This window comes from Sphingobium sp. TomTYG73 (assembly GCF_055394245.1).
Genome location: NZ_AP027340.1, coordinates 941,719 through 960,070, shown reverse-complemented (window position 1 = coordinate 960,070; position 18,352 = coordinate 941,719). Strand labels below are relative to the sequence as shown.

General features: G+C 60.8%; 18 protein-coding genes. 10 read left to right on the top strand and 8 right to left on the bottom strand.

Features of this window, described 5'->3' with window-relative positions:
* The first annotated feature begins 265 nt into the window (after positions 1 to 265).
* The gene (locus tag ACZ5TH_RS17120; RefSeq protein WP_464795432.1) at positions 266 to 1,906 is read left to right on the top strand and encodes an AMP-binding protein; all 1,641 of its coding nucleotides are present in this window, start codon (positions 266 to 268) and stop codon (positions 1,904 to 1,906) included.
* A gap of 109 nt (positions 1,907 to 2,015) precedes the next feature.
* On the opposite strand, the gene ACZ5TH_RS17115 is transcribed toward ACZ5TH_RS17120, so the two are convergent.
* Both ACZ5TH_RS17115 and ACZ5TH_RS17110 read right to left on the bottom strand, forming a co-directional pair.
* The gene (locus tag ACZ5TH_RS17115) at positions 2,016 to 2,945 is read right to left on the bottom strand and encodes an electron transfer flavoprotein subunit alpha/FixB family protein (protein WP_464795431.1); all 930 of its coding nucleotides are present in this window, start codon (positions 2,943 to 2,945) and stop codon (positions 2,016 to 2,018) included.
* A 111-nt stretch (positions 2,946 to 3,056) separates the two neighbouring features.
* Entirely contained in the window at positions 3,057 to 3,806 is a 750-nt protein-coding gene (locus ACZ5TH_RS17110) for an electron transfer flavoprotein subunit beta/FixA family protein (protein ID WP_464795430.1), read from the bottom strand.
* A gap of 189 nt (positions 3,807 to 3,995) precedes the next feature.
* Between ACZ5TH_RS17110 and ACZ5TH_RS17105 the strand changes: the two genes are divergently transcribed.
* The 7 genes from ACZ5TH_RS17105 to ACZ5TH_RS17075 all read left to right on the top strand — a co-directional run bounded on the left by ACZ5TH_RS17105 (position 3,996) and on the right by ACZ5TH_RS17075 (position 10,172).
* Positions 3,996 to 5,435: a 3-oxoacyl-[acyl-carrier-protein] synthase III C-terminal domain-containing protein gene (locus tag ACZ5TH_RS17105; RefSeq protein ID WP_464795429.1), complete on the top strand. Its 1,440-nt coding sequence runs from the start codon at positions 3,996 to 3,998 to the stop codon at positions 5,433 to 5,435.
* Positions 5,436 to 5,447: 12 nt separating this feature from the next.
* Positions 5,448 to 6,644 (top strand): acetyl-CoA acetyltransferase, encoded by a 1,197-nt coding sequence (locus ACZ5TH_RS17100; protein WP_464795428.1) that lies wholly within the window; start codon positions 5,448 to 5,450, stop codon positions 6,642 to 6,644.
* The gene (locus tag ACZ5TH_RS17095) at positions 6,644 to 7,099 is read left to right on the top strand and encodes a MaoC family dehydratase (protein WP_464795427.1); all 456 of its coding nucleotides are present in this window, start codon (positions 6,644 to 6,646) and stop codon (positions 7,097 to 7,099) included. The genes ACZ5TH_RS17100 and ACZ5TH_RS17095 overlap by 1 nt, the downstream gene beginning before the upstream one ends.
* Positions 7,096 to 7,989 (top strand): HpcH/HpaI aldolase/citrate lyase family protein, encoded by an 894-nt coding sequence (locus ACZ5TH_RS17090; protein WP_464795426.1) that lies wholly within the window; start codon positions 7,096 to 7,098, stop codon positions 7,987 to 7,989. The genes ACZ5TH_RS17095 and ACZ5TH_RS17090 overlap by 4 nt, the downstream gene beginning before the upstream one ends.
* Positions 7,982 to 9,151 carry an acyl-CoA dehydrogenase family protein gene (locus ACZ5TH_RS17085; RefSeq protein ID WP_464795425.1) on the top strand — a complete coding sequence of 390 codons (1,170 nt, stop codon included), beginning with the start codon at positions 7,982 to 7,984 and terminating at the stop codon, positions 9,149 to 9,151. Before ACZ5TH_RS17090 ends, ACZ5TH_RS17085 begins: the two co-directional genes overlap by 8 nt.
* Before the next feature lie 162 nt (positions 9,152 to 9,313).
* Positions 9,314 to 9,841 (top strand): MarR family winged helix-turn-helix transcriptional regulator, encoded by a 528-nt coding sequence (locus ACZ5TH_RS17080; protein ID WP_449468879.1) that lies wholly within the window; start codon positions 9,314 to 9,316, stop codon positions 9,839 to 9,841.
* A 28-nt stretch (positions 9,842 to 9,869) separates the two neighbouring features.
* Positions 9,870 to 10,172, top strand: a complete 303-nt coding sequence (locus ACZ5TH_RS17075) for a YciI family protein (protein WP_464795424.1) — start codon at positions 9,870 to 9,872, stop codon at positions 10,170 to 10,172.
* A 25-nt stretch (positions 10,173 to 10,197) separates the two neighbouring features.
* Here the strand turns inward: ACZ5TH_RS17075 and ACZ5TH_RS17070 are convergent, their stop codons facing one another.
* Entirely contained in the window at positions 10,198 to 11,226 is a 1,029-nt protein-coding gene (locus ACZ5TH_RS17070; protein ID WP_464795423.1) for a zinc-binding dehydrogenase, read from the bottom strand.
* A 158-nt stretch (positions 11,227 to 11,384) separates the two neighbouring features.
* Here ACZ5TH_RS17070 and ACZ5TH_RS17065 point away from each other — a divergent pair, with 158 nt between their 5' ends.
* A complete protein-coding gene (locus tag ACZ5TH_RS17065; protein WP_464795422.1) occupies positions 11,385 to 12,245 on the top strand; it encodes a MaoC/PaaZ C-terminal domain-containing protein in 861 nt (286 codons plus the stop codon).
* Positions 12,246 to 12,296: 51 nt separating this feature from the next.
* On the opposite strand, the gene ACZ5TH_RS17060 is transcribed toward ACZ5TH_RS17065, so the two are convergent.
* The 5 genes from ACZ5TH_RS17060 to ACZ5TH_RS17040 all read right to left on the bottom strand — a co-directional run bounded on the left by ACZ5TH_RS17060 (position 12,297) and on the right by ACZ5TH_RS17040 (position 17,316).
* Positions 12,297 to 13,907, bottom strand: a complete 1,611-nt coding sequence (locus tag ACZ5TH_RS17060; protein ID WP_464795421.1) for a class I adenylate-forming enzyme family protein — start codon at positions 13,905 to 13,907, stop codon at positions 12,297 to 12,299.
* Entirely contained in the window at positions 13,894 to 14,826 is a 933-nt protein-coding gene (gene kce / locus ACZ5TH_RS17055) for a 3,5-dioxohexanoate:acetyl-CoA acetone transferase (protein ID WP_464795420.1), read from the bottom strand. Before kce ends, ACZ5TH_RS17060 begins: the two co-directional genes overlap by 14 nt.
* Positions 14,827 to 14,882: 56 nt before the next feature.
* A complete protein-coding gene (locus ACZ5TH_RS17050; RefSeq protein WP_196227089.1) occupies positions 14,883 to 15,113 on the bottom strand; it encodes a biotin/lipoyl-containing protein in 231 nt (76 codons plus the stop codon).
* Between the two features lie 102 nt (positions 15,114 to 15,215).
* A complete protein-coding gene (locus ACZ5TH_RS17045; RefSeq protein WP_464795759.1) occupies positions 15,216 to 16,334 on the bottom strand; it encodes an alkene reductase in 1,119 nt (372 codons plus the stop codon).
* A gap of 79 nt (positions 16,335 to 16,413) precedes the next feature.
* Positions 16,414 to 17,316, bottom strand: a complete 903-nt coding sequence (locus ACZ5TH_RS17040) for an SDR family NAD(P)-dependent oxidoreductase (protein WP_464795419.1) — start codon at positions 17,314 to 17,316, stop codon at positions 16,414 to 16,416.
* 245 nt (positions 17,317 to 17,561) lie between these two features.
* On the opposite strand from ACZ5TH_RS17040, the gene ACZ5TH_RS17035 reads away from it, so the two are divergent.
* Positions 17,562 to 18,344 (top strand): glucose 1-dehydrogenase, encoded by a 783-nt coding sequence (locus ACZ5TH_RS17035; protein ID WP_464795758.1) that lies wholly within the window; start codon positions 17,562 to 17,564, stop codon positions 18,342 to 18,344.
* The last annotated feature ends 8 nt before the right edge of the window (positions 18,345 to 18,352 follow it).

The window sequence follows — 18,352 nt, the reverse complement described above, 5'->3', positions numbered from 1 at the left end:
CGTTGCCTCTCCGTCATTTGTCGGGTTATCGATCCTTGCCCGGCTCAGGAACATTGCCTGACTTTAGTCGCAAAGCAACGGAAAGGTGAGGCGGTTCACAGGCAAGTGCCTAACAGTAGCATACTTGCAGAGGCGACGCTGTCCGCGACAATCAGGTGCTTATGCAATTTGTCGCTGCGGAACCGCAGCCAATATTCGAGAGGAGTATGCCAGTGGCCCTGAGGGGATGTGGAAAGTGAACGCTCTCAGCTACGTCCGGGGTAGAATGGATCCCCCGCTGCTGGATTTGACGATAGGACAGGCTCTGGCGGACGCTGCCGCGCGGTGGGGTGATCGCGATGCGTTGGTTTCGGCGGAACAGAATATCCGCTGGACCTATGACGATCTACTTGCTCTTGCCGATAAGCTGGCTGCCGGTCTCTTGAAACTCGGCTTGCAGCCTGGGGATCGTATCGGCATCTGGTCGCCTAACTGCGCGGAGTGGACCTTGACGCAGTTCGCAGCCGCCCGAGCCGGTTTGATCCTGGTAACGATAAACCCCGCCTATCGATTGTCGGAAGTCGAATATACGATCAACAATGTCGGTCTGCGGGCATTGGTGGCAGCCGAACGGTTCAAGACCAGTGCCTATGCCGATATGATCGAGACGCTGGCTCCGGAGCTGCCCGGCTGCGTACCGGGGCAATTGGAAGCAAAGCGGCTGCCGACGCTCAAAGCGGCCATCCTTATCAGTAAACAGCCGCGTCCGGGCTGGCTGCGGTTTGACGACCTGCTATCGTCGGCTCCGTCTCTGGATCATCTGCGTTCAATCGAGCCGCAAATTCGGGCGGAGGACGCGGTGAACATTCAGTTCACCAGCGGCACTACAGGTTTGCCGAAGGGCGCTACGCTCAGCCATCGTGGCATCCTTAACAATGGCTATTTTGTCGGCAGCGCCATGGGCCTGACCCCCGGCGACCGCATTTGCATACCTGTGCCGCTGTACCATTGTTTCGGGATGGTCATGGGCAACCTTGCCGCCATCACGCATGGATCGGCCATGATCTATCCGTCGAGCGCGTTCGATCCTGCGGCGGTGCTGCGTACGGTCGCGGAGGAACGCTGTACCGCCCTATATGGCGTTCCGACGATGTTCATTGCGGTCCTGGCGCGGCTCGAGACGGATGCGACCGATACGTCCTCTTTGCGCACCGGGTGCATGGCCGGGGCGCTCTGTCCGGAGCCATTGATGCGGGACGTTGTGGATCGCCTCAATATGCGAAATGTGACGATCGCCTATGGGATGACGGAGACCAGTCCTGTCAGTTTCCAGACCGTGCCCGGAGATTCGATTGAGCGTCGAACCACCACCATCGGCCAGGTCCAACCGCACCTCGAATGCAAGATCGTCGATGCCGACGGCGCGATCGTCCCGCGCGGGACGCCGGGAGAATTATGTACGAGAGGCTATTCCGTCATGATGGGATATTGGAACGATCCCGTACAAACGGCGGCAGCCGTTGATTCAGACGGATGGATGCACAGCGGCGATCTGGCCGTCCTGGACGACGCTGGCTATGGGAGCATCGTCGGCCGGATAAAGGACATGATCATTCGTGGGGGGGAGAATATATATCCCCGTGAGATCGAGGATTTTCTGCGGATGCACCCCGCCGTCGAGGATGTCTCCGTCGTGGGCGTGCCGGACGATCATATGGGGGAGGAAGTCTGTGCGTGGATAACATTGCGCGCCGACGAAAAACTGGCCGAAGATGAGGTCAGGGCATTTTGTGTGAACCAGATATCCCACTATAAAATACCCCGGTTCATACGGATCGTTGACGCGTTTCCGACAACGGTGACAGGAAAGGTGCAGAAGTATCTGATCCGTCAGGCGATGGTGGAGGAATTTGAGGGGCAAAGCTAAAGGCGCGAAGCCGCTTTGATCCTTGTCCTGCGCTGAAATCGGCGGCAGCGTTGCAATGAGCCCTCGTCACAGGATCGAGGGCTCATTGGCGTGTTGAAAAAAGGAAGCTTCAAAGCTTCTGGTTCAACTCCGGCACAACCTTGAACAGGTCGCCCACCAGACCGATGTCGGCGACCTGGAAGATCGGCGCATCCTCGTCCTTGTTGATGGCGATGATGGTCTTGCTGTCCTTCATGCCTGCCAGATGCTGGATCGCGCCAGAAATACCAACCGCGATATAGACTTCCGGTGCGACGATCTTGCCGGTCTGCCCAACCTGATAGTCATTCGGCACATAGCCCGCATCGACGGCCGCACGCGAAGCACCCACCGCCGCGCCCAGCTTGTCGGCCAGCGGATAGATGACTTCCTCGAACGTCGGCCCGTCCTTCAGCGCCCGGCCACCCGACACGATGATCTTGGCGGAAGTCAGCTCCGGACGCTCCTGCTTGGCGATCTCAGCACCGACAAAGCTCGACAGACCCTTGTCGCCGGTCGAAGCAACGGCTTCCACCGCGCCGGAACCGCCCTCACGATCCGCCTTCTCAAAAGCGGTACCACGAACAGTGATGACCTTCTTCGCATCCTTCGACTTGACCGTCGCGATGGCATTGCCCGCATAGATCGGGCGCGTGAACGTATCCTCGCTCTCGACCGACAGGATGTCGCTGATCTGCATCACGTCCAGCAGAGCCGCGACGCGCGGCGCGATATTCTTGCCGTTGCTGGTGGCAGGCGCGACGAAGGCGTCATGGCTGCCCATCAGTTCAACGACCAGCGGCGCGACATTCTCTGCCAGCGCGTGACCGAAAGCCGCGTCATCGGCGACATGGACCTTGCCCACGCCAGCGATCTTCGCAGCAGCTTCACCCACGCCACCGACGCCAGCGCCAGCGACCAGCAGATGCACTTCACCCAGCTTCGCAGCAGCGGTGACGGCGGAAAGGGTCGCGTCCTTCACGGCGCCGCCCTCATGTTCAACCCATACCAGAGTCTTCATAATCTCGATCCTCTATCCCCGTTCGCCCTGAGCCTGTCGAAGGGTCTTTCTTCTCTTCAAAGAAGGAAGCAGGCTTCGACTGGCTCAGCCCGAACGGGCTTGGAATGATGGTCAGGCGGCGACGCCCAAAGCTTTCAGCTTCGCGACCAGTTCATCGACATCGGCCACCTTGACGCCAGCCGAACGCTTGGCAGGCTCGGTGACCTTCAGCGTCTCCAGACGGGCGCTGATGTCCACGCCATAGTCAGCAGGCGTCTTGGCCGCGAGGGGCTTGCTCTTCGCCTTCATGATGTTGGGCAGCGAAGCATAGCGCGGCTCATTGAGACGCAGGTCGGTGGTGACGATCGCAGGGACGTTGAGCTTCACCGTCTCCAGGCCGCCATCGACTTCGCGGGTCACGCTGACCTTGTCGCCCTCAACCTCGACCTTCGATGCGAAGGTGCCCTGCGGCAGGTTCAAGAGCGCGGCGAGCATCTGGCCGGTCTGGTTGCTGTCATCATCGATCGCCTGCTTGCCCAGGATGATCAGGCCAGCGCCTTCCTCTTCCTGCACCTTGGCGAGCAGCTTGGCGACGCCCAGCGGTTCGACTTCGTCATCCGTCTGGATCAGGATCGCGCGATCCGCGCCCATGGCAAGCGCTGTACGCAGCGTCTCTTGCGCCTTCGCAACGCCGATCGACACCGCCACGACCTCGGTCGCCACGCCCTTTTCCTTCAGGCGGATGGCTTCCTCAACCGCGATCTCGTCGAACGGATTCATGCTCATCTTGACGTTCGCCAGATCAACGCCCGTCCCATCCGCCTTCACACGCGGCTTCACATTATAGTCAATGACCCGCTTCACGGGCACAAGGATCTTCATGCATCCCTCCATAAGTATGCAAGCATACGGTCATATATAACACGAATATCCGGTCGTAAAGCCGACTGTATCGAATAAGACCCTTGCGTAACGTAATCTAGCGAACTAAATGAGTCTTCGGCTGAATATGGCCGTCACGGTGAGCGACGGCAGGCGGCAGGGTGCCGCGTCCTTGAGCAGGTGAGGTGAATGACTCAACTCGGCATTTCGCGCTACGGCGCTTATGTTCCCCGGCTTCGGCTGGATCGTTCCATGATAGCGGAAGCGCATGGTTGGATGGCGCCTGGCCTGCGTGGGCAGGCGAAAGGCAGCAGGGCGTTCACCAGCTGGGATGAGGACGCCATAACTATGGGCGTAGAAGCTGCCCGCGATGCCTTGGCTGACAGCAGTCTTGATAACGTAAAGGCCGTACGGCTGGCATCGACCAGCCTGCCTTATGCCGACCTTCAGAATGCGGCGATCATGGCGCGGGCGATCGGTGCCCCGGCGAGTGTCGCTACGTCGGATGCGGCTGGCTCACAGCGGGCAGGAACATCCGCCTTGCTACAGGCGCTCAAGGGCGCGGAAGCGACGCTTGTGGTCGCATCCGACAATCCCTTCGCGAAACCCGCCAGCGCGCAGGAAATGAGCTTTGGCGCAGGCGCGGCCGCCTTTGTGATTTCCGATCATGACGTGGTGGCGCGGTTAATCGGATCAGCGTCTCTCACCGAAGTTTTCGTCGATCATTTCCGGTCGGCGAACGCCCAGAGCGACTATGGCTGGGAAGAACGGTGGGTCCGCGACGAAGGCTATGCGAAGATCGTGCCCCAAGCTGTCAGGGCGGCGCTGGATCAGGCGCAACTCTCCATCGGCGACATTCAGCATTTCGTTATGCCCTCCTATCTGAAGGGTGCGGCGGACATGGTGGCCAAGGCGCTGAAGTTTGGAGGCGCTGTAGCCGGGGCGTTGGACGACGGCGTAGGTTATGCTGGCGCGGCCCATGCGCTGCTGATGTTCTCGGCGACGCTGGAAAAGGCGCAGCCGGGCGACCGGATTTTGCTGGTCGGTTTCGGTCAGGGCGCCGATGTCCTTATATTCCAGGCGACAGAGGCCATCGCGTCAGTCCGCCCGGCGCGGGGCGTTGCGGGTTCCATCGCGGATGCCTTGCGGACGGACAGCTATCTGCGGATGCTGTCATTCTACGGCGGGATCGACAATGAATGGGGCATGCGTTCGGAGAAGAGCGCCAAGACGGCTCTGACCGAGCAGTATCGCTCCGCCGCCCAACTCGAAGGTTTCAATGCCGGTAAGTGCGGCAATTGCGGCGCGGTTCAGTTCCCCCAGATGCAATATTGCGTGCAATGTCATGCGCCGGGGGAGCAGTTCACTGATGTTCCCTTGCGGAACAAGACTGCGGAAGTCCTGACATCGACCGCTGATTGGTTGTCCTATCATCCTTCACCACCGTTGTGGGTCGGCTTCGTGAAGTTCGACAATGGCGCGCGCGTCCTGATGGAGATGGTGGATATCGGCCATGACGGGATCGACACGGGCGATCAGGTTCGCATGGTCTTCCGCATCAAGGAGAAGGACCGCCAGCGGGGATATAACCGCTACTTCTGGAAATCGACGCCGCTGAGCGCGGCCTGAGGAGTTCGCGACATGGCGACGGGTATCAAGGATAAGGTGGCCCTTCTGGGGATGGGCTGCTCGAAATTCGGCGAACGATGGGACATGGGGTCGCCCGACCTGATGAAGGAGGCGTTTGAGGAAGCGCTAGCCGACGCGGGGATCGAGCGCAACCAGATCGAGGCGGCATGGTTCGGATGCTGGGGCGATAGCGTCAATGTCGGTAACAGCTCCATTCCCGCCGCGATGGCGCTGCGGCTTGAAGGCATTCCCGTGAGCCGCGTCGAAAATATGTGCGCGACCGGAACCGAAGCGCTGCGCGGAGCCGCTTATGCTGTGGCGTCGGGCGCGGTGGATATCGCGCTGGCGATCGGGTCGGAAAAGCTGAAGGACACGGGCTTTGGCGGCCTGCCTCCTGCCTTCAAAGGGACCTTCAACGACCTGTGGATGCCGATGGGCTCCGCACCAGCCGGCTTTGCTCAGCTCGCGCCCTATTACCGGGCGAAATACGGCACGACCAAGGAGGACTTGAAGCGCGCCATCAGCCATGTGTCTTGGAAGAGCCACCAGAACGGCGTTCACAGTCCAAAGGCGCATTTCCAGAAGGCGGTGCCGATGGAAACCATCATGAACGCGCCGATGATCTCCGATCCGCTGGGCCTGTTTGACTGTTCGGGCGTGTCGGACGGGTCGGCCTGCGCGATTGTGACCACGCCGGAAATCGCGCGGGCTCTGGGCAAGACGGACCTGGTGACGATCAAGGCATTGCAATTGTCGACCAGTTCCGGCCGCGAGACCCAGACCAATGAGTGGGACGGCAGCTATGTCGCCACCACCCGCAACGCGGCGGCGCGGGCGTATAAGGAAGCAGGGATCACCGATCCCAAGCGCCAGGTGAACCTCAGCGAAGTGCATGACTGTTTCTCCATCACCGAACTGGTGACGATGGAAGACCTTGGCTTTTCCGACGATGGCCGGGCGGTTTTCGACATATTGGACGGGCGCTACGACCGTGATGGGGCGATGCCCTGCCAGATCGACGGCGGTCTCAAATGTTTCGGGCACCCGATCGGCGCTTCGGGTCTGCGCATGGCCTATGAGGTCTACAGCCAGTTGCTGGGCCGGGCAGGGGAGCGGCAATTGTCGAACCCGTCCATCGGACTGACGCACAATCTGGGCGGTGTTCCCTATCAGGGCATCGCCGCCATCTCTATCCTGGGACTTGCGTGATGCCTGGAGTCTGGTTTGACGAGCTTGAAGTCGGCATGGTCTTTAACCATCCCATTCGGCGCACCATCACCGAAACAGACAATGTTCTGTTTTCCTGCATGACCCATAATCCGGCGCTGCTTCACCTGGATGAGGAATATATGAAGGGCACGCCCTTCGGGCAGCGTCTGGTCAATTCGGCCTTTACGCTGGGCCTGATGGTGGGCATTTCGGTCGGGGACACGACGCTGGGTACTGCGGTCGCGAACCTTGGCTGGGACGAGGTGCGCTTCCCGAACCCGCTGTTCCATGGCGACACCATCCACGTCACGAGCGAGGTCATCGACCTGCGCGAGTCAAGGTCGCGACCCGAAGCTGGGATCGTCACATTCTTTCACAAAGCCTATAATCAGAAAGATGAACTGGTGGCGTCGTGCAAGCGGTCCGGCCTCCAGATGAAGAGGCCCGCGTCATGACGTTGCCGATCCGTTCCTTCCTCTTCATCCCCGGCGACAGCGAGAAGAAGCTGGGCAAGGTCGATGGCGTCGCTGCCGATGCCTTCATCCTGGACCTGGAAGATGCCGTCGCCGTCGCGCGCAAGCCAGTAGCGCGGGAGATGGTTCCGGCCTTTATCAAGGAACGTCCGCGCGCTGGACGGAAGTCTCAATTGTGGGTGCGCGTCAATCCGCTGGACACGCCCTGGACTCTGGAAGACCTCGCCGCGATCGTGCCTGTCGCGCCCGATGGGATCATGCTGCCCAAGGTCAACGGGCCGGAGGATGTGGCGCAGGTCAGCCATTATCTGAGCGCGCTGGAAGCCACATCCGGGGTCGAACAGGGTTCGATCCGCATCCTGCCGGTGGCGACCGAAACCGCAGCCTCCCCCTTCCGGCTGGGCGATTATGCGGCGGCGGGTCTGGACCGGCTATATGGGCTGACATGGGGCGCGGAGGATCTGAGTTCAGCGATCGGCGCGAGCGGCAACACCGACGCGAACGGTGAATGGACGCACACGTACAAGATGGTGCGTTCGCTCTGTCTGCTCGGCGCGCACGCTGCGGGCGGCGAAGCGGTGGACACGCTCTACGTCGATTTTCGCGATTCCGAAGGTCTGCGCGCCTCATGCAAGGCCGCGCGGGCGGAGGGTTTTTCCGGCCGCGTGGCGATACATCCCGCGCAGGTGGACATCATCAACGAAAGCTTCTCGCCCTCCGCCGACGAGGTGGATTTCGCCCGGCGGGTGGTCGACCTGTTCGCCGCCAACCCTGACGCCGGAACCTTGGGACTCGACGGCAAGATGTTGGACATCCCTCACCTGAAACAGGCGGAAAGAACATTGGCAATGCATGAGGCGCGCCGTGGTTGACGTGCAGCACAGCAGCGAAGGCGGGCGCGGCATCTTTTCCGCCGAGCATGAACAGTTTCGCGAAACGGTCGCACGGTTCGTGGATGAGGAACTGGTTCCCAATCATCATCAGTGGGAAAAGGATGAGGTCGTCCCCCGCGAGGTTTGGAAGCGGGCAGGCGAGGTAGGCATCCTTTGCCCCAACATTCCCGAGGAATATGGCGGCTTCGGCGCGGATTGGCTCTACAATGTCGTCGTTATCGAGGAACTGGCGAAGAAGGGGATCACCGGCCCCGGTTTCATGGTGCATTCGGAAATGGTCGCGCCCTATATCCTGACGGCAGGCACCGAGGAGCTGAAGCGCGAGGTCCTGCCCCGCATGGTCGCGGGCGAGTATATCGGCGCGCTTGGATTGACCGAGCCGGGCGCTGGTTCAGACGTCAAGGAAGTCCGCACCCGCGCCGTGCGTGAGGGCGATGATTATGTGCTGAATGGGCAAAAGGTCTATATTTCCAACGGGCAGCTGGCCGACATCATGGTCTGCGCGTGCAAGACCGATCCGGCGGCGGGCGCCAAGGGCGTCAGCCTGATCGCGATCGACACGCATCAGCAGGGCTTCAAGCGTGGCCGCAATCTTGAGAAAATCGGCCTCAAAGCACAGGATACGTCGGAAATTTTCCTGGAGGACGCGCGCGCGGAATCCTGGAGGCTTCTGGGCCGCGAGGGCGGCGGCTTCGGGATCATGATGGGCAAGCTGGCGCAGGAAAGGCTGACGCAGGCGGTGCGTAGCATCTGCGTGGCGGAAGCTGCGCTGGAATGGACGGTCGCCTATACCGCCGAACGCAAGATGTTCGGTCAGACCCTGGCTGATTTCCAGAACACCCAATTCGTGCTCGCCGAACTGTCGGCCGAAATCCTGTCGGCGCGGACCTTTACCGATTGGTGCATCAAGCGCTTCCTTGCGGGAGAGTTGACGGGCGTCGAAGCGGCGAAGGTGAAGCTGGTGGTCACCAACCTGCATGTGAAGGTCGTGGACCAATGTCTGCAATTTTTCGGCGGCTATGGCTATATGACCGAATATCCGATCGCGCGAGCCTATATCGACGCCCGCATCGTCCGCATCGCGGGCGGCGCGGCGGAGGTCATGAAGCAGATCATCGGCCGCGACCTGTTCGGCAAATGAAGGCGGTTGCCAGATCATGGTTGGTCAGCATAGAGAGGTCATGAGACATCATACGCCTGCTGATCATCGGGTTCGCTATCATACGCTATTGCAATAGTGGGGCGAATTATAGAGCATCAGGTGAAGCTGATGCACTGAATTGCCTTTAACTGGATGGTGAGAATGACGAACACGCTGAAAGCTGCCGCACCGAAAAAGAAGACGCCGAAACGGCCTTCAGCGAAACAGTTCACGTTCGGCTATCTGGTTCATGACGTATCGCGTATCCGGCGCACCGTGATGGACTTGCTGATGCGGCCTTACGGGATCACCCGGTCGCAATGGTCGGTGCTGAGCACCTTGTCGCGAGCAGGCAATGACGGGATGATGCAGGTCGATCTCGCCCGGCTGATGGAAGTGGGCAAGGTGACTGTCGGCGGTTTGATAGATCGGCTTGAAGCGTCGGGCCATGTCGAACGCCGGGCAGATGCCAATGATCGCCGGGCCAAGCGCGTGTTCATTACGGAAAAGGGGTTCGATGTGATCGGCCTCATGATCGAACTGGCCGCGACGATGAACCGCCGTATCCTGGAAGGCGTGTCGGACGCCGACAGGGGAGTGTGCGAGGAAGTGCTGTTGCAGGTGAAGCAGAATTTGAAGGATGTCCTGCGAGAGCAGGGTGGTTCGAGCCTGATCGAGGGCGAAGACTAAAAATCAGCGACGGGAAGGCTGGGAGCTCATGTTTTTCATCGTTCTGGCCGCCGACAAGCCGGGCGCTCTACCCCTTCGGCTGGAGCATCGGCAGCGCCATCTGGATTATTGGCTGGAACAGGGGGCTGCGGTGAAAGTCGCTGGCGCGATGCTGGATGGAGACAAGCCGGACTCAAGTCCCCAAGGCAGTTCCTTCCTTTTGGAGGCCGAAAATGAGGCCGCAGTCCGCGCGCTGCTCACGGGCGACCCCTTCACGAAGGAAGGCGTGTTCACGGGCGATTTCGTCGTTCAGCCGGTGCGGCCTGCGATAGGTGAGTGGCGGCGCGACTGAACGCAAGCGCAGTTCCAGAAGCTCGCTAGTCCTCGCCAATATAGACCAGCGTCTTGGGCGCGTTGCTATCCGCAAAAAGCGCCTCCAGGGCTCCACTGACCCGGTCGATACCGGGTTCAACATGGTCGTGAAACTTCAGGTCGCCGTTCAGCACCATGTCGCTCAGCTTTTCCACGGCTTCGGGAAAGCGGGCGACATGATCGAAGATAACGAACCCGCCGCAACGAAGCGCGCGCATCAATATCTCGCGCTCGTTTCGAAGGCCGGTCGGCGGAGGATTCCAACTGGGCGTGGCGGCGGTGCCGCAATGCACGATCCGTCCGTGCCTGGCCATGGCGCGGATCGCCGTGTCCAGGATCGGGCCTCCGGTATTGTCGAAATAGATGTTGAAGCCGCCGGGGCGAGCCTCGGCAAGGGTGGCCGCCAGATCGACGGACTTGTAATTATAGGCGACGTCATAGCCATAGTCGCGAACGCAACTTTCCACCTTCTCATCGCTGCCGGTGAGCCCGACGACGAACGCGCCCGCGCGCTGACCGATCTGGCCCACGACACTGCCCACTGTGCCCGCCGCCGTCGAGACAAGCATGGCCGCGCCCTCATAGGGTGGAGCGATGTCTTGCAAGGCGAGCCATGCCGTCACGCCGGGCATGCCAAGCACCCCGGCATAGGCGGAAAGCGGTGCGCGCGGATGGGGGATGTGTGACAACAGGTCGCCGCGTGTCGCGACCTTGTAATCCTGCCAACCGAAAAAGCCGTAGACCGCATCGCCTGATCGGATGCCATCATCGCGGCTTTCCACGACCACGCCGACCGCAAGGGCGCGCATTGGCTGACCCAGTGGCGTGAGGGTTTCGTTGGCCGCCCAACCGCGTTGCACGGGGTCTGCCGCAAGATAGAGGTTGCGCACCAGAAACTGGCCCTCTTCGGGCGATGCAATGCTGACGTCTTTCCGGGCGAAATCGACAGCGACGGGGCTGGCCGCCGGTCGGCGCGCAAGGATGACCTGCCGGTTCGTCAGGCGGGTGCTGAACGGAGGAATGAAGTCCGGCACGCAAGCTCCATGTCAGGCGTCAATAACTCGTATCCCTGCAATCTATATCCCCGTGCCAAAGGTTGTCAAATCAGATATAATGCGTATGGTACTATAACGCACCATATAACGCCACTGGGCTGTTGAGTGGTCTTGAAACGCCATTGGAGGAATGACGCTTGGACATTGAGAAGATCAGGAACCTGACGATTGAGCCCATCGTCCAATCCTATGACAAACGCGACACGATCCTCCATGCGCTGGGGCTGGGCTATGGTCTGGACCCGGTTGATGAGGCAGAGTTGCCCTTCGTCTATGAAAAAGACCTGCGTTCCTTGCCCTGCTTTGCGAACATCCTCTGCCATCCCGGCTTCTGGGCGCAACGGCCGGAATTCGGCATCGACTGGGTGAAAATTCTGCACGCTGAGCAGCATCTGACGATGCACAAGCCACTGCCCCCGACGGGCACCATAAGGGGCGAATATCGCGTGGCGGGGGTCGAGGACAAAGGTGAAGGGCGCGGCGCGCTGCTCCATCAGGAAAAGGCGCTGTATGATACGGCCACGGGGGATCATCTGGCGACCGTGCGATCGACACTGTTCATGCGCGGCAATGGCGGGGAGGGCGGTTTCGGCAATGCCATCCCGGCGGCGGACCCGGTGCCCGAAGGAAAGCCCGACGCGGTGGTGGAAATTGCTACCCGTCCGGGACAGGCCCTGATCTATCGTTTGAGCGGGGACTGGAATCCGTTGCATGCGGAGCCAGCGATTGCACGAAAGGCGGGGTTCGACCGGCCGATCCTGCATGGCCTGTGCACCAAGGGCTTGGCCAATCGCGCGGTGCTGGCGCATTATTGCGACAATGACGTGGCGCGCTTCAAGGGCATGTTCGTCCGCTTCAGCAAGCCGGTCATGCCGGGCGAGACGATCCGCTTCGAATTTTATGAGCAGGGCGGCGGCCAGCTGCGTTTCCGCGCGGTGGCTGCTGAAAGAGATGTGGTGGTACTTGACCGCTGCTCGGCGCAGGTGAGCGAAGCATAAAGGGCAGGAGCGGCGCGCACGGATATATCTCCGTGCGCGCCGACGCCCGGCTTATTCCCCGCTCAGGAATTGCTTGCGGATCAGCCCGCGCTGGACCTTCCCCGACGCTGTGCGGGGTAGTGCAACGCCTAGTTCGATCCGGCGCGGAATCTTGTAGGCGGCCAGCGACTGCCGCGCGAAGGCGATGAGCTCTTCCGTATCGAGTTCATGACCCGGACGAACTTCTACCGCCGCCGTCACGCCTTCGCCCCATTTGGGATGGGGCAATCCGAACACGGCGCAGTCCATCACGGCCGGATGATCGCGCAACACGGCCTCAACCTCGGCCGGATAGACATTCTCCCCGCCCGACACGATCATGTCCTTGATCCGGTCGGTCAGGAACAGATAACCGTCCTTGTCCAGCCTTCCCCCGTCGCCCGATCGATACCAGCCGTCGATCAACGCTTCCGACGTTGCCTTCGGATTGTTCCAATATTCGATCAGCAGGCTGGGCGATTTCACCCAGATTTCCCCTGGCTGGTCCACGGGCAGGAGTTGGCCCTGCGGATCGCGGATCGCAACGCTGAAACCGGGCAAAGGCCGCCCCACCGACCGGAGCAGATGCGGGCGACGGATGTCATGCTCTTGCGGCCCAAGGATTGACATCGTCCCGGTGTTTTCGGTCATGCCGTAATATTGCAGGAAGTGGCAGGAGAAGCGATCGACCGATCGTTCGAGCAGACCGGGGTCCATCGACGCGGCGCCATAGTGGATGCCGCGCAGCGTCGGCACGCGCACATTGCGCGCGTCCATCTCCGCTATCAGCCCACGCACCAGCGTCGGCACGATGAAGGTGCGGGTAACGCCAAATTCCAGGCAAGCATCCAATATAGTTGCGGGCGCGGTGTCCGCGATGATGTGGACGGTCGCACCGCGCACCAAGGCTGTGCATACCCATGACATCCCGCCGATGTGAAAGGTGGGGAGGGGGGACAGCAAAACCTCGTCATCGCCCCAGTCGGCGAAATAGCCCGACACATTTTCGACATGGCGGTGGATGCCGAACGCATATTGGGATGTGACGACGCCCTTGGGACGCCCCGTAGTGCCGCTGGTATAAAGCTGAAGGCAGGGCGCGTGCGGGTCCAGTGGCTTGCGAGGCGTTGGCTGTGCCGCTGCGATCCGGCTGCGCAGACCTTGCGGCCCCTCTTCATCCACGACCAGCGTCGGAAGGCCTCGCGTGTCCGCTTCCTTGAGCAGCGGAAGGAACTCGCTATCTGCAATGACGAGGCTGACCTCGCTATCCTCCAGCACATAGGCCGTTTCCGGAGCCGTATTGCGCCAGTTGATTGGCACGAGAACGGCGCCAGCACGAATGGCCCCGATCAAGATGAGGAAGAAAAGGTCGTTATTCTTGCCGAGATAAGCGACGCGGCCACCCTGTCCGACGCCATGCTCGCCGAGCAATGTGACCACCGCATCGCAGCCCCGATCCAGCTGGGCATAAGTCCAGCTATGATCGCCGAATAGGATGGCCAATTTGTCCGGCGAAACGGCGGCAGCGACATTGGGATAATCGGACGGCAGGATGAGGCCGCTATCGTCGAGCGGCGGCCCTTCCGCGAGCGCCAGGCCCTGCTTCAGCAGCCCGCCAATCGCTTCGCCGTCAGAATGCGACATCGTCTCCACCCTTTGTCTGCATCAGGGCGCGGGCTTCGTCCGCCGTGGCCACGGTCAGGCTGAGTTCTTCCAGCACGCGGCGGATTTTCGCCACCTGTTCGGCGTTGGACGTCGCCAGCTTGCCCCTGCCCGCATAGAGGCTGTCTTCCAGACCGACGCGCACTGATCCACCCAACAGCGCGGACAAGGTGACGAGCCGCATCTGGTGCTTTCCTGCGGCAAGCGCGGAAAAGATGAAGTCCTCGCCGAACAGCCTGTCCGCCGTCGTCTTCATGTGCATGACATTTTCAGGATCGGGGCCAATGCCGCCCAATATGCCGAACACGCCCTGAATGAAGAAGGGCGGCTCCACCATCTTGCGGTCGACGAAATGGGCAAGATTGTAAAGATGCGCGACGTCATAGCATTCGAACTCGAACCGCGTGCCCTGGTCCGACAATTGCGTCATCGCCTGCTCGATCTGGGCAAAGGTGTTCGACAGGATAAAGTCTTTGGTCATTTCCAGATAGGGCAGTTCCCAATCATATTGCCAATCCGAAATCTTGGCTCCGGCCCCGGAAATGTTGAAATTCACCGATCCCATGTTCATCGAACAAACTTCGGGCTTGAACATCTTCGCGGGCGCCAGCCGGTCAGCCAGACTCATGCCCAGACCTCCGCCGGTGGTGATGTTGACGATGGCGTCTGTGGACTGCTTGATCCGCGGGAGGAACTGCCGGAAGAGTTCGGGATCTTGTGATGGCTGCCCGGTTTCGGGATTGCGGGCGTGCAGATGAACCATCGCGGCTCCTGCCTCTGCCGCCGCGATCGCCTCAGCGGCGATCTGGTCAGCAGTGATCGGCAGATGGGGGCTCATGCTCGGCGTATGGATCGACCCCGTGACGGCGCAGGTGATGATGACCTTATCGGTGCGTTTCATATGATTTTCGGCTTTGCGCCGCCTCTCCAGAGATGACAGTTCTTATCAATAATTCGTCAGATAATCTCGCCCAGCACGGTGCCCACGGGATAGGTTTCCCCGATTTCCTTGAAAATCTTCAGCGTGCCCGATGCAGGTGCTTCCACTTCCTGCGTGGACTTGTCGCTTTCCAGAGCGAATAGCGGCTCTCCGGCCGTTACTGCCCCACCATCGGCCACGAGCCATTCGGACAGCAGCCCTTCATTCATCGAAAAGCCGAGCTTGGGCAGCAGGATTTCAGTCGACATGATATTTTCTCCTTGGGCGGCGCTACCGTGACGCCGAAGATGATCAATTTAGCATGGTGGCGAATGAACGACGTCCGCGTCCATCGCCATGATATTTGTCTCTCAGACGGAGCATCCCGAAGCACTGAAAGCAGGATAATCCGTGTAACCTCGTTCCTCTCCGACATAGGCATAGTCGAAATTCGCCTCCGCAAGCGGAAGGCTGCGCCTTATCCGGGCGACGAGGTCGGGATTGGCAATGTAGGGACGGCCAAAGGAAATGGCGTCCGCCTTGCCCTTGGCAATGGCGTCGCCCGCAGCGGGGCCGTCGAAGCTGCCATTCTGAATGATTGTTCCTGAAAAGACGGCGCGCAACCGTTCGATGACCGGGTAATCGGGCTTTTCCATGAAGCCCGAGGCGATGGGCTCGATCAGGTGAATATAGGCAAGCCCGCTCTGCTGCGCGATGCGGCCGATCGCCTCAGTCAAAGCGCCCGGGTCCGCATCGCCCATGCCCTTGCGCTCGCTGGTAGGGCTGACGCGAAGGCCCACTCGGGCGGGGTCGACCTCTGCCGTCACCGCATCGATCACCTCACGCAACAGCCTGACGCGGTTTTCCACACTGCCGCCATAGCCATCCTGCCGATGGTTGCTTTTCGATTGCAGGAACTGGTCGATGACATAGCCGTTGGCGCCGTGGATTTCGACGCCATCGAAGCCCGCGCGCTTTGCGTTTCTTGCTCCCCGACCATAGGCGGCGACAAGCTGACCGATATCCGCCTGCGTCATTTCGCGCGGTACTACATAGGCCTTCATCGGCAGGAAACCGCCCTGATAGTCTTCAGGAGGCGGAGCCATCGTTTCACCTTCGCCGGCAATGGGCGATGGAGCAATCGGCTGCTGCCCCCCGATATAATCCGGCAGCACCAGTCGGCCCATGTGCCAAAGCTGGCAATAGATGCGCCCGCCCGCCGCATGGACACGCTCCGTGACCGCTTGCCAGCCTGTCGTCATCTCGTCGGACCAAATGCCCGGAGCGCGATACCAGCCCATGCCAAGCGGATCGACCGCAGTCGCCTCCGAAATGATGAGGCCTGCATCCGCCCGCTGCGCATAATATTCGCCTTGAAGCGGGGTGGGCACGTGCCGGTCGTCCGCACGGGCACGGGTCAGGGGCGCCATGACCACCCGGTTGGGAATGTCCAGCGACCCGATCGTCAGCGGTTCAAACAAAGCGTCCAGAGACATTGCGATATTCCTGCGAGCTTACCCATCCAAAGAGGCGGCGGACATTCGACGGCCCGCCGCCGTCACCCTGCTATCAGGGGTCGAGCCATTCGCCCGGGTTGATCCCGGCGTTCGAACGCGCGAATTTCAAAATCTTGGAGACGCGTTCGCCGAGCACGGTCGGGTCCTTCGACGCTTCGCAGCTCGGACCATGCTGCCAGCTTTCGGCGACGGTGATGCCGTAACCCCAGACTTCGAAGACGCGGCCACTGACCTTGCTTGCCTCGGCGCTGGCGAGCCAGGCGACGAATCCCGCAATCCATTCGGGGTCGCGGCGTTCCAGCTGCTCGGGCGTCCATTCGCGCAACCCCGCCGTCATGCGCGTTTCGGCACGCGGCGCGATAGCATTTACGGTGACGCCGATCCGCTGCAATTCGCGTGCGGCGACCTGGCTGAAGCTCGCAATGCCGCCCTTGGCTGCGGCATAGTTTGCCTGCCCGATGTTGGCGAACAGGGCCGAGTGCGACGTCGTGTTGATGACACGAGCGTCCGGCTGGCGCCCCGCCTTGCTTTCCGTGCGCCAGTAATTGGCGGCGTGGTGCGTCGGTGCGAAGGTGCCCTTCAGGTGCACCTTGACCACGATGTCCCATTCCTCTTCGGTCATGTTGACCAGCATGCGGTCGCGCAGGATGCCCGCATTGTTGATGAGGATGTCGAGGCGGCCGAAGGTTTCGACGGCCTGGCTGACCATCTCCCGGGCATTGTCCCAGTTGGAAACGTCACCGCCATTGACGATGGCCTCGCCGCCCAGAGCCTTGATCTCGTTGACGACCTCTTGCGCGGGGGTCAGATCCTCGCCGCCGCTGCCCGCTGCGTCGCCGCCCAGATCGTTGACCACGACCTTCGCCCCATGCTGTGCAAGCTTGAGCGCATAGGTGCGGCCGACACCACGCCCGCCGCCCGTAACGATCGCCACTCTGCCTTCTAGAAAACTCATGCCCTCTTCCTTGCTTACCTAGGAAATATGTTTGTGCGCGGTGGCCGAAAGAGCGTCGCGTACGCCTAGCCCGTCCTTGCCTCTTTACGCATCTAATCCGTATGCGTACTATATGCTTTAGATCGTTTATGCAACATCTGTCAGCATCAAGGGCGGTGTCACAGGAATAAAAATGACATATGTCGTGTATCGGCGGCTGCGGCAATGTTCAGCAGACAGGGGAAGGCCCGGTGGGAGAGGCGGCAATGGTAAGGTTGGAACGGAAGGTCATCATCATCACGGGCGCGGGTTCTGGCCTTGGCCGGGCGGCAGCAATCCGCTGTGCGCAGGATGGTGCGCGGTTGGCGTTGGTCGATGTGAACGCCAAGGGTCTGGAAGAAACGAACGGCGCCGTCCAGGAGCTTTGTCCGGAGGCAGAAATTCTCCTGGTGCAAGCTGATGTGTCGCAGGAAGATCAGGTGCGCACCTATGTGGAAAAGACCGTGGCCCGCTTCGGCACGATCGACGGTTTCTTTAACAATGCGGGCATCGAAGACCGGCAGGTGGCGACCGAGGATGTCGATGCCGAATTTTTCGATCGCATCATGGCGGTCAATACCAAAGGTGTCCTGCTGGGCCTGAAACATGTGCTGAAAGTGATGGCGGGGCAGGGGCATGGCCGGATCGTCAATACCGCCTCCGCGCTGGGTATTCGCGGCTCGGGGCGGCAGGCCGGTTACACCGCCAGCAAGCATGCGATCGTGGGCCTGACCCGCAACGCAGCGCTGGAATATGGCGCGATGGGCCTCGGCATCAACGCGGTTGCTCCGGGCGCTATTCTGACGCCATTGGTCGAAGCATCGCTGCGCCAGATAAATCCCGATGACTGGCAGGAAGCCGCCGCGCAGTTCGTCGCGCATAATCCGATGCGCCGCATGGGCACCGCAGAGGAGGTCGCGTCGGTCGTCGCCTTCCTGCTGTCCGCCGACTCATCCTTCGTGAACGGCGCCGTCATCCCGATCGATGGCGGGCAGTCTGCGCAATATTGACGGGGGCA

Excerpts from the sequence above, each read along its gene's own strand:
- ACZ5TH_RS17120 (WP_464795432.1), top strand. The coding sequence starts at position 266 with ATGGATCCCCCGCTGCTGGATTTGACGATAGGACAGGCTCTGGCGGAC.
- ACZ5TH_RS17115 (WP_464795431.1), bottom strand. The coding sequence starts at position 2,945 with ATGAAGACTCTGGTATGGGTTGAACATGAGGGCGGCGCCGTGAAGGAC.
- ACZ5TH_RS17110 (WP_464795430.1), bottom strand. The coding sequence starts at position 3,806 with ATGAAGATCCTTGTGCCCGTGAAGCGGGTCATTGACTATAATGTGAAG.
- ACZ5TH_RS17105 (WP_464795429.1), top strand. The coding sequence starts at position 3,996 with ATGACTCAACTCGGCATTTCGCGCTACGGCGCTTATGTTCCCCGGCTT.
- ACZ5TH_RS17100 (WP_464795428.1), top strand. The coding sequence starts at position 5,448 with ATGGCGACGGGTATCAAGGATAAGGTGGCCCTTCTGGGGATGGGCTGC.
- ACZ5TH_RS17095 (WP_464795427.1), top strand. The coding sequence starts at position 6,644 with ATGCCTGGAGTCTGGTTTGACGAGCTTGAAGTCGGCATGGTCTTTAAC.
- ACZ5TH_RS17090 (WP_464795426.1), top strand. The coding sequence starts at position 7,096 with ATGACGTTGCCGATCCGTTCCTTCCTCTTCATCCCCGGCGACAGCGAG.
- ACZ5TH_RS17080 (WP_449468879.1), top strand. The coding sequence starts at position 9,314 with ATGACGAACACGCTGAAAGCTGCCGCACCGAAAAAGAAGACGCCGAAA.
- ACZ5TH_RS17075 (WP_464795424.1), top strand. The coding sequence starts at position 9,870 with ATGTTTTTCATCGTTCTGGCCGCCGACAAGCCGGGCGCTCTACCCCTT.
- ACZ5TH_RS17060 (WP_464795421.1), bottom strand. The coding sequence starts at position 13,907 with ATGTCGCATTCTGACGGCGAAGCGATTGGCGGGCTGCTGAAGCAGGGC.
- kce (WP_464795420.1), bottom strand. The coding sequence starts at position 14,826 with ATGAAACGCACCGATAAGGTCATCATCACCTGCGCCGTCACGGGGTCG.
- ACZ5TH_RS17050 (WP_196227089.1), bottom strand. The coding sequence starts at position 15,113 with ATGTCGACTGAAATCCTGCTGCCCAAGCTCGGCTTTTCGATGAATGAA.
- ACZ5TH_RS17040 (WP_464795419.1), bottom strand. The coding sequence starts at position 17,316 with ATGAGTTTTCTAGAAGGCAGAGTGGCGATCGTTACGGGCGGCGGGCGT.
- ACZ5TH_RS17035 (WP_464795758.1), top strand. The coding sequence starts at position 17,562 with ATGGTAAGGTTGGAACGGAAGGTCATCATCATCACGGGCGCGGGTTCT.